This is a genomic window from Hydrocoleum sp. CS-953, from assembly GCF_002260545.1.
Classification (GTDB): Bacteria; Cyanobacteriota; Cyanobacteriia; order Cyanobacteriales; family Microcoleaceae; genus Trichodesmium.
In genome coordinates this window covers 1-10,892 of the sequence record NZ_LGSU01001359.1, presented here as the reverse complement: position 1 = coordinate 10,892, position 10,892 = coordinate 1, and the positions used below count along the sequence as shown (strand labels likewise).

The following is a 10,892-nucleotide window of genomic DNA, read 5'->3' as shown; positions in this document are numbered from 1 at the left end:
CCACTCCCCTACTCCCCCACTCCCCTACTCCCTACTCCCTATTCCCTATTCCCTATTCCCTATTCCCTATGATAGAAATTGACGATCAAGCTTACGAATTTTTTGTAGAAGAAACTACAGAATTACTGCAAACTCTTGAGGAAGGATTAATTAATATTTCTCAAGAGCATGAACTCCAAACACTCCATAAACTAATGCGGGCAGCTCATTCAATTAAAGGTGGTGCTGCTTGTATTGGTTTAATGGGAATTAAAACAATTGCCCATGACTTAGAAAATGGTATTAGAGCGCTTTATCAGGAAAATACTGTTTTTGATTTGGACTTAGAGAATTTATTACTGCAAGCTTTCGACTGTTTGCGATCGCCAACTACAGAACAAATTGAAACAGGTAACTATGATGAAAATACAGCTCTTGCTAGTGCGAAACAAGTATTTGAGCAGTTAGAAAAGAAACTTGGGCATTCTCTAGAGGAAGCAGCAGAGTTTCCAGAAGTACCAATGGAACAGGGCGATATGGCTAAGTTCTTGTTTACAGAAGAAATACCTTCTGGTTTGCAGCGTTGGGAAAGTTTGTTAACTGGAAAAATCAAAGGGGATAATGGTTTATCCCTTCAAGATGAATTCAAGAGACAAGCGGAAGTATTTGCGACTTTGGGAACAATGCTGAATTTACCTGGGTTTACTTCTATTGCTCAAACTACAATTAAAGCACTGGAAGTAAATCCAAAATATACAGCAAAAATTGGTCAATTAGCTTTAGCAGATTTTTGGGCAGGACAAAAAGCAGTATTAGAAGGCGATCGGGCTCAAGGTGGAAAACCGAATCCAACATTAGTTAAATTAACTAAACCAATAAAATCTAAAAAAGCTGTCGCAACTACTAAGCAGAAACAAGTTAATCAAGTTAGTAAAAAATCTGAGGTTACTAATGAAAATCAAGAGCAAAAAGTAGAAACAACTAACAGAATAAAAACTCAAATATCTCAGACTGAAATCCCATTAGTCAATGTCTCTGAGCAAAAAGAATCTGCACCAGAAGTTAGGGATAATAACAATTCAGAAAAAGTAAATAAATCTACTAAAGTTGCCAATCAAAATCAAGGTAAAAAAACAGAGACGACTAATACAAATAAAAATCAATCCTCAAAAGTAAATAAATCTACTAAAGTTGCCAATCAAAATCAAGGCAAAAAAACAGAGACGACTAATACAACTAAAACTCCATCCTCAAAAGTCAATCAAGCTACCAAAGTTGCCAATCAAAATCAAGGTAAAAAAACAGAGACGACTAATACAAATAAAAATCAATCCTCAAAAGTCAATCAATCTACTAAAGTTGCCAATCAAAATCAAGGTAAAAAAACAGAGACGACTAATACAACTAAAACTCAACCCTCTACCTCTAATGGTAATGGTACAAAAGCATCAGTAAATATCTCGAATAAACCAGATTCTACAGCAGAAGTTTCTCAAAATTCCAAGCCAATTCAACAAAAACAAACTACCTCTAAATCTCCATCTAATTTAGGTATTAGGATAGACCTAAAACGCCTAGAAATGTTGAATAATTTAGTGGGAGAATTAGCCACCCAAGATAATAGTTTTATTCTCCAAAATCAACAAACTCAAGCTTCAATAGAAACTTTAGATAAAGGGTGGCTGAGATTTCATCAATTAATGGTACAATTTCAAGATATTACAGCCTTTGCGGAGAAGCTCAAGAAATCACAAAACTCTCAGAATAAAAAACTAGGCTCTTTAATAGATATGTTACCAAATCTCTTAGAAGAAATTGCTCAAATAGGAGAAGCAGTAGATGACATTAAACTATTACATCAGCAAGGTCAACAAATTGTCAAAAAAAGGCAACAAACCTTACAGCAAATACAAAGTAATCTCAACAAAACTCGAATGTTACCTGTAGAATCATTATTTAATAGATTCCCCAGAATGATTAGAGATTTATCAGTGCAAAAGCAAAAACAGGTAAAACTAGAATTAGTTGGGATGAATACTATGTTAGACAAAGCAGTTTTAGAGAAATTATATGACCCCATAGTTCATATACTAAGAAATGCTTTCGATCATGGTATTGAATCAGCAGAAATCAGAAAGGCAAATGGCAAATCAGAGACAGGAATAATTACTATTAAATCTTATTATCAAGGAAATTATACTTATATTGAAATTAAAGATGATGGTGGGGGTATAGATGTTGAAAAAATTCGGAATAAAGCCATACTGAAGCAAATGGTTTCTGCGAGTGAAGCAGCAAAATTATCAACAAAACAGTTATATCAATTTTTATTCTATCCTGACTTTTCAACTAAAGAAGAAGTGAGCGATCTATCAGGAAGAGGGGTAGGATTAGATGCAGTATTGCGTCAAATAGAAGCATTAAAAGGGAATATTACTATTCAATCAGAAATCGGTAAAGGCACAAGATTTCTTCTGAGGTTACCTTGGACTTTAACAATTACAAAATTATTAGTTTTTCGTATGGAAGGCAATTTGTTTGCTATTCCCTTAGATATTTTAGCAAGTATTATCTATGCCGAACCGACTGAGATTACAGTAAATAAAGAAGCAGAAGAAACTTATGATTGGAAAGGCAAAAAAGTATCAATAGCACCATCAATTGTATCAGATTATAATTATCCAATAGTCTTAGGAAATATCCAACAAAAATCTGTTGAATTCGGCAAAAACCCTTATGGTCAAAAATCTCAAGGAAAGGTAATGTTATTATTGATTTCTGAAGATACAGATACAATTGCTATCAAAATAGAACAAATATTAATGGAACAAAATTTGACGATTAAACCTTTTAGTCAACTTTTAACATCCCCATCATATTTGTATGGTTGTACTATTTTAGGAGATGGTAGTTTAGTACCAGTTATTGACGGAGTTAAATTATTAGAAAAAACCTTAAATAAAACGGGGATAAATCGTCAGAAATCACCAGGCATTCAGAAGCAGTTTAAACAGTCTGCTTCGTCTAAATTAACCACTATTTTAGTAGTAGATGATTCTTTAACTACTCGTCAAACTATTTCTAAAACTTTGCAGAAATCAGGATATAATGTTGTCCAAGCTCAAGATGCTAAAGCAGGATTAAGGCAGTTAGACCAAAATACTTATATTAAGGCTATTATTTGTGATGTGGAAATGCCAGAAATGAATGGTTTTGAGTTTCTGAGTCGTTGTCGTAAACAATATTCTCAGGAGGAAATGCCTGTATTAATGTTAACATCTCGTGGCAGTCAACCCTATCGTCAGTTAGCTAAACAGTTGGGAGCAAATGGCTATTTAACTAAACCTTATTTAGACCAAGATTTAATTAATAATTTACAAAAATATTTGAGCAATTAATAGTAAGGATTCAGCATTGTTGAATTTCGCTGATAAGTATTTCCATTATGTTCCATTAAGATTTTTTTATTATTATAGTCATTTCAAATAAGGGTGAAACACTTTTTTGGCTGAAATACTTTGCTAGGTAAATAAACACTCGTCCCAGTCTTATTAAGAATGACTATATCTATTGTTTTCGCAAAGGGAAAAGAAATCAGCATTTGAGCAGTCAATTTTTGATCTTTATGGTATCCAAACAAATTTCGATACCAGCTTTTAAAAGACCTCTGTATTGGTGTCAAGTGTCATAAGTTTCACCTCTTCCCCTTCTATAATTGTACAAAGGAACATCTTTTGCACCTGCTAAATATAGGTTTTCTTCTTTTGTTACCCAATTAATAATTATTAATTATTAATTATTAATTATTAAATAATTCTGGTTTAAAGCCTCCCCTTTTAAGGGGAAAAAAAGTGCTAGGATATTTCCCGATATTCAATTCCGTAACGGTTTTAACCTTCTTGTAATTATCAATTATCCATTATCAATTNGGGGAAAAAAAGTGCTAGGATATTTCCCGATATTCAATTCCGTAACGGTTTTAACCTTCTTGTAATTATCAATTATCCATTATCAATTATCAATTAATGAACAGCCTTAATTTAGCGTTTTTCTGATGGCATTTTTCCCATTTCATAGCTAAATTTATATCAGATAAAACTCGCCATTCAGTCCCCAAATTATCAATTTTGGTATCTACATTTATCTCATTAATATTGGATTCTTCATCTTTTAAAAAATCCGACATCAAAACATGCATTGGAATGATATAGTCTGTATGAACATTAAAGGCATCTTTTGTCGCTAAATCAAGTAATTCTGCTCCCTAACTTCATACCTAAAGGCTTCTAATACATCTTTCTTATTATTTTGTTCTGGTTCATTTAAAGCTTTTCTATATGAGTAAGGCTCCCATTCTCCATCCTTATTTTTATAATTAAATGCACTATATTTTCCCCAGGAATGAAGAGCTATTTTGAGCTGGGGATTATCGGACATTGAAATGTGCGGTCGCCGTCGCAACAAAATCCATTTTCCTAGTAAATATTCAGGTGAATTTTCTTTAAGAATTGTTGTAAGCATTCAGCTATTAGCAGTCAGCTTACGAATTGTTCCTGGTGGGGTGCTAGTCAAAACATCTCTACACATTTTTGTCAACTCAGATTTATTTTTCAAATCNATTTTGAGCTGGGGATTATCGGACATTGAAATGTGCGGTCGCCGTCGCAACAAAATCCATTTTCCTAGTAAATATTCAGGTGAATTTTCTTTAAGAATTGTTGTAAGCATTCAGCTATTAGCAGTCAGCTTACGAATTGTTCCTGGTGGGGTGCTAGTCAAAACATCTCTACACATTTTTGTCAACTCAGATTTATTTTTCAAATCTCCATAGTAATCATATTTTTTTCTCACTGAAACCTCCTCAAATCTAACGCAGACTTAACTGGTAATTCACGATTATCAAAGAATCACTATGATAGCCTTGAAAAAAAATTATCCAATAGTACCATTAAGCTGCGGAATGTAGAATTAACAACTTAATGTTTAACATTTATACTATTCTATTAATAAATAAATTAATTCTTGTATCTAACAAAAATGTCACAAAAGTTTTCCGAAGAACCTATGCTTGAAATTACTGTCCAAGACCTAGCAAGTCGCCTAACAAATGGTATTCCTGAAAATTTACAATTAGTAGATGTTCGAGAGCCACAAGAAGTAGAAATAGCCTTTATCAACGGTTTTAAAGTTTTACCCTTAAGTCAGTTTCCCGAATGGTCAGACCAAATTCATGTCCATTTAGACTCCGAGCAAGAAACATTAGTTTTGTGCCACCATGGGATGCGTTCTGCTCAAATGTGCCAATGGTTGAAGAGTCAAGGTTTTACTAATGTTAAAAATATTATTGGTGGTATAGATGTCTACTCATTAGTCGTAGATAAAAGTATACCGCGCTATTAGACAGCAAAAACTTTATGATTATTAAGTAGAAAAGTTTCTTTAACTACATATTTTTTAGCAGAATATGCTTATATCATAACGAAGCACCAAGTTATATTAAGAAAAATAACTCTAATGTTTTGATTAACTAAGATAATTATTTTCTGCTATTGTCTGGAAACTTACCGATATACTCACCCTACATCTATGTCAGTGCAAGTTAAGCTTAATAATCGTCATCAACATATTCTTTGGGCAACAGTTCGCCACTATATTGCGACAGCAGAGCCAGTTGGCTCAAAGTCCCTTGTAGAAGTAGAAGAGTATAATCTCAGTGTTAGTCCAGCAACCATTCGTAATGGGATGAGCTTTTTAGAGAAAAGTGGACTTTTATATCAACCTCATACTTCAGCCGGAAGAGTTCCCTCAGACTCAGGCTACCGAATATATGTCGATCAATTAATGACACCTTCAGAAAATTTGGCTTTTGAAGTTGAAGAACTTTTACAAAAACAACTGAATTGGCCAGAAGGTCGCCTAGAGGCTGTACTTCAGGGAGCAGCTCAAATTTTAGCTACTCTCAGTGGTTATATTTCTTTGGTGACAATGCCTCAGACTTCCACGGCCAAGCTACGACACCTCCAACTGGTACAAGTCGAAGCAGAAAAAATTATGCTAATTGTCGTGACAAATACTTATGAAACTCAGTCACTAATGATGGACTTGGGGGCAATAAATCAAACAAACGATCGACAAAATTCACCAGATAATTCGGTACTTTCCAACCCAGAGGATATTGATAGAGAGTTACAGATATTATCAAATTTTTTGAATAGCCAATTACGAGACCGGGCAATAGGAGAATTATCTTTATTGGACTGGAGTGAACTAGACCGGGAGTTTGAGAAGTACACTGAATCGATCAAAAATCTATTGGAAAATTTAACTCTCCGTTCTCAGACACCTGATTATACCAGAATTATGATTAGTGGTATAGCAGAAGCATTGCGTTTACCAGAATTCTCCCAACTGCAACAAGTCCAAACTATTATTCACCTACTTGAAGAAAAACAAGAGGAACTGTGGCCTTTAATATTTGGAGCTACCGGGAAAAAAACAGATAAGCAGGTGAAAGTTAGAATTGGCTCAGAAAATCCCTTGGAACCCATCCAAGGTTGTGCCTTAGTTTCTGCAACCTATGGGAATGGGACAATTCCTCTAGGAAGTGTAGGAGTTTTAGGGCCAACTCGGATGGTATATGAGAATGCGATCGCTCTAGTTAAATCTACAGCCGATTTTCTCTCGGAAACAATAGGAATTGATTAATGCTGAAATCTATACCTTTTATAGCCACTTTTCATCTCCAATGTAGGGTTTTCAGTAATGTTGTGTAAATTGTCGGCGATCGCCAAAAACATTAACTATTGAATTTATTTTTNAGTTTTAGGGCCAACTCGGATGGTATATGAGAATGCGATCGCTCTAGTTAAATCTACAGCCGATTTTCTCTCGGAAACAATAGGAATTGATTAATGCTGAAATCTATACCTTTTATAGCCACTTTTCATCTCCAATGTAGGGTTTTCAGTAATGTTGTGTAAATTGTCGGCGATCGCCAAAAACATTAACTATTGAATTTATTTTTTCAACTGGCGACCACTCTCCCCTCCTATAGGTCGCTAGTTGGATGGAGACCTAGAGCTTTTATACTAGGTTTTGAAGTGTGGAATGTAGGATTGAAAATCATTTCAGGTTCTCATTTCACAAGTGGAGCTTAGGAATTATTTGTTACATTATTTAACTGAGTTGGTAGTAGAATAAAGATAGAGCATTGACTTAATCAAAGAATAACGATTTAATACGTTAAAAAGTATACCATTATACTGTCAATACCCTACATGAAATCCATCCGAACCAAACTCAAACTGAATAACAAGCAGAAAACACTCTTGGCTCAACACGCAGGTTATAGCAGATGGNGACTTAATCAAAGAATAACGATTTAATACGTTAAAAAGTATACCATTATACTGTCAATACCCTACATGAAATCCATCCGAACCAAACTCAAACTGAATAACAAGCAGAAAACACTCTTGGCTCAACACGCAGGTTATAGCAGATGGTGTTATAATTGGGGTCTAAGTTTATGGAATGCTGCTTATAAAGATGGTTATAAACCGAAGGCTCGCAAGCTAAGAGAGGTTTTTACCAATCATACAAAACCACTAACACCCTGGATGAAAAACTTATCTTCCAGAGTATACCAATATGCTTTTCCTTCGGAATGCTACCCTACGGGATGCTTCGCAAACGCAAACATTAACTTGGGTGAAGCATTTAAGAGATTCTTTTCCTTTCCTTCGGAATGCTTCGCAAACGGAATGCTACCCTACGGGATGCTTCGCAAACGCAAACAAGGGTTGAGTAAATATCCAAGGTTTAAGAAAAAAGGTAAACATGATTCTTTTCCTTTCCTTCGGAATGCTTCGCAAACGGAATGCTTCGCTTTCCACAATTGATAATTGTGGAAAGCCAATAGAATTAAACGGATGGAGTCATAAACTCCCTTTCATTGGTTGGGTGAAAACTTATGAACCCATTGAGGCAACAACTCAGAAAATAACTATTAGTAGACAAGCGGGTGATTGGTATCTTAGTTTAGCTTTTGAATTTACTCCGANGCCAATAGAATTAAACGGATGGAGTCATAAACTCCCTTTCATTGGTTGGGTGAAAACTTATGAACCCATTGAGGCAACAACTCAGAAAATAACTATTAGTAGACAAGCGGGTGATTGGTATCTTAGTTTAGCTTTTGAATTTACTCCGACTTCAAAAACAAAAACTACAGAAGTTGTAGGTGTTGACTTAGGCGTAAAAACCTTAGCAACATTAAGCAATGGGAAAGTTTTTGAAAGTTTAAAGTCATACCGTAAGCTTGAACCCAAACTTTCTCGGCTACAGTATATTAACCGGAATAAAATTATTGGTTCAGCTAACTGGAGGGCAGCACAACTTAAGATAGCTAGGCTGCATAGAAAAGTAGCAAACATCCGCAAAGATGCACTTCATAAATTGACAACATACTTAGCCAAAAACCACGGCACAATTGTCATAGAAGATTTGAACGTTAGTGGAATGTTATCTAACCACAAACTAGCTAAATCCATTGCATACCAAGGATTTTACGGATNTTGGTTCAGCTAACTGGAGGGCAGCACAACTTAAGATAGCTAGGCTGCATAGAAAAGTAGCAAACATCCGCAAAGATGCACTTCATAAATTGACAACATACTTAGCCAAAAACCACGGCACAATTGTCATAGAAGATTTGAACGTTAGTGGAATGTTATCTAACCACAAACTAGCTAAATCCATTGCATACCAAGGATTTTACGGATTTAGACGACAGCTAGAATATAAATGCCAATGGTACGGTTCGGAGTTAGTAGTAGTAGATAGATTTTTTCCATCATCAAAGACTTGTTGCAGGTGTGGTCACGTCCAAGATATGCCGTTAAACCTGAGAAGGTATGATTGCCCTGACTGTGGCTTGTCAATAGATAGAGATTTAAACGCAAGTATCAATTTGCGATCGGGCGGTCGGCTTGATCGTGAATGCCTGTGGACGGAGTGCTGCCGACAGTTCCGGTGGAAGGCGGTCAGACCCCGCGTCGGCGTAAGACGCAAGCGGTGCGACCCCGCGACGACGAAAGTCGCAAGGGAACGCGCACCAAGAGAGGGAATGCTGACCAAGAGACAGGAAGTAAACAGTAGAATATCATGCTATATGACGTTTTATATCGATTTTATGAAGCAGTTGAGTCTGTAAATATGAAAAAACTAAAAAAAATTATATCAGCTTTCTTGGCAACACTACAACCTAAATCAGAAAAACTAGAGGTTGAAACTTATGGTTTAACAGATAGTGAATTTTCTCTAGAAAAAACTGAGGAAATTGTGGGATGGTTACTAAAGGTATTGATAAAAACAGGATATATTGGTAAGTCTTATTTAATTTTTGACCATGGCAATGAAGACTGGGAAGATTTGATGTTGAAAGCAATTTTGAGAGAAGAACCAATGTTTTTGTATCGACTGAATAAAAGACCTTCACCTGCTAATATTGGCTGTCATTGGTATTTAACTGAACATCCGAGTTTGAGACTTTATCAGTTGCACTTTGAGGTTGATTAACAATTAATTAGACATCTCCAGAAAGGAGGGAACAGGGAACACTTATAGCAGTTTTCATGTTTTTTAGAGTACAGAGATTTAGGTTGAAAGGAAGAAGTAAGAAGTTTTGTAGTCTACCTTTGTGAAAACCGCTATAACTGAGAACAGGAATTAAAGATATAGATAATTTCGGTTTTGTTGCATGAAAGTAGCAATAGAACATCGGTGTCGCTTTGCTACGCATATCAAACGCGGAGTAAGTGCAGCAGCTATATCAGTCTCTTTGCATAGATTGATGTTTACTGCATCTATTGTACAATAGTTAGGACTGGCTGATTAAATCTAAAAATATTGACAGATAAGGGTTTGAGCCTAAAATTGATGTTTGCTTCATCTGTTGTACAATAGTTANCAGCTATATCAGTCTCTTTGCATAGATTGATGTTTACTGCATCTATTGTACAATAGTTAGGACTGGCTGATTAAATCTAAAAATATTGACAGATAAGGGTTTGAGCCTAAAATTGATGTTTGCTTCATCTGTTGTACAATAGTTAAGGCTGACTGATTAAATCTAAAAATATTGACAGATAAGGGTTTGAGCCTAAAATTGATGTTTGCTTCATTTGTTGTACAATAGTTAGGGCTGACTGATTAAATCTAAAAATATTGACAGATAAGGGTTTAAGCCTAAAATTGAGCCTAAAATTGATGTTTGCTTCATTTGTTGTACAATAGTTAGGGCTGGCTGATTAAATCTAAAAATATTGACAGATAAGGGTTTAAGCCTAAAATTGAGCCTAAAATTGATGTTTGCTTCATCTGTTGTACAATAGTTAGGACTGACTGATTAAATCTCAAAGTATTGACAGATAAAGGTTTGAGCGTAAAATTGATGTTTGTTTCATCTGTTGTACAATAGTTAGGGCTGGCTGATTAAATCTAAAAATATTGACAGATAAGGGTTTAAGCCTAAAATTGATGTTTGCTTCATCTGTTGTACAATAGTTAGGGCTGGCTGATTAAATCTCAAAGTATTGGCAAATAAGGGTTTGAGCCTAAAATTGATGTTTGCTTCATTTATTGTACAATAGTTAGGGCTGGCTGATTAAATCTAAAAATATTGACAAATAAGGGTTTGAGGCTAAAATTGATGTTTGCTTCATTTATTGTACAATAGTTAGGGCTGGCTGATTAAATCTAAAAATATTGACAAATAAGGCTTTGAGGCTTTTTATGCCTCGAAAAAGTACCTAGTTTTGAGCTGCTTGATCCTCAAAAAGTTAGGATTTTGGGCGCATAGTTAAGTAATATCAAATTTGTTAGTATCGGTATAAAAAAGCAGAGAAACCGGG

7 protein-coding genes and 3 pseudogenes are annotated in these 10,892 nt (G+C 35.1%); 8 read left to right on the top strand and 2 right to left on the bottom strand.

What is annotated here, in order from left to right; translation table 11 throughout:
- Positions 1–68 precede the first annotated feature (68 nt).
- Complete coding sequence (locus AFK68_RS26020; protein WP_094676344.1) at positions 69–3,377, top strand: response regulator; 3,309 nt, start codon at positions 69–71, stop codon at positions 3,375–3,377.
- An 844-nt stretch (positions 3,378–4,221) separates the two neighbouring features.
- On the opposite strand, the gene AFK68_RS26010 is transcribed toward AFK68_RS26020, so the two are convergent.
- The gene (locus AFK68_RS26010; protein ID WP_094675400.1) at positions 4,222–4,500 is read right to left on the bottom strand and encodes a hypothetical protein; all 279 of its coding nucleotides are present in this window, start codon (positions 4,498–4,500) and stop codon (positions 4,222–4,224) included.
- 207 nt (positions 4,501–4,707) lie between these two features.
- Positions 4,708–4,830, bottom strand: a complete 123-nt coding sequence (locus AFK68_RS43635; RefSeq protein ID WP_256386633.1) for a hypothetical protein — start codon at positions 4,828–4,830, stop codon at positions 4,708–4,710.
- 186 nt (positions 4,831–5,016) lie between these two features.
- Between AFK68_RS43635 and AFK68_RS26000 the strand changes: the two genes are divergently transcribed.
- The 7 genes and pseudogenes from AFK68_RS26000 (at position 5,017) to AFK68_RS25980 (ending at position 9,558) form a co-directional block, all read left to right on the top strand.
- Positions 5,017–5,379, top strand: a complete 363-nt coding sequence (locus AFK68_RS26000) for a rhodanese-like domain-containing protein (protein ID WP_094675398.1) — start codon at positions 5,017–5,019, stop codon at positions 5,377–5,379.
- A gap of 192 nt (positions 5,380–5,571) precedes the next feature.
- The gene (hrcA, locus tag AFK68_RS25995) at positions 5,572–6,684 is read left to right on the top strand and encodes a heat-inducible transcriptional repressor HrcA (protein WP_371357508.1); all 1,113 of its coding nucleotides are present in this window, start codon (positions 5,572–5,574) and stop codon (positions 6,682–6,684) included.
- A gap of 572 nt (positions 6,685–7,256) precedes the next feature.
- Positions 7,257–7,337, top strand: a pseudogene (locus AFK68_RS43630) (helix-turn-helix domain-containing protein); the annotation flags it as partial.
- A gap of 66 nt (positions 7,338–7,403) precedes the next feature.
- Positions 7,404–8,041, top strand: a pseudogene (locus tag AFK68_RS25990) (RNA-guided endonuclease InsQ/TnpB family protein); the annotation flags it as partial.
- Positions 8,042–8,046: 5 nt separating this feature from the next.
- Positions 8,047–8,554, top strand: a pseudogene (locus tag AFK68_RS35565) (RNA-guided endonuclease InsQ/TnpB family protein); the annotation flags it as partial.
- Between the two features lie 36 nt (positions 8,555–8,590).
- Complete coding sequence (locus tag AFK68_RS42625) at positions 8,591–9,193, top strand: RNA-guided endonuclease InsQ/TnpB family protein (protein ID WP_371357563.1); 603 nt, start codon at positions 8,591–8,593, stop codon at positions 9,191–9,193.
- Between the two features lie 2 nt (positions 9,194–9,195).
- Positions 9,196–9,558 (top strand): hypothetical protein, encoded by a 363-nt coding sequence (locus tag AFK68_RS25980; protein ID WP_094676338.1) that lies wholly within the window; start codon positions 9,196–9,198, stop codon positions 9,556–9,558.
- Positions 9,559–10,892: the final 1,334 nt, after the last annotated feature.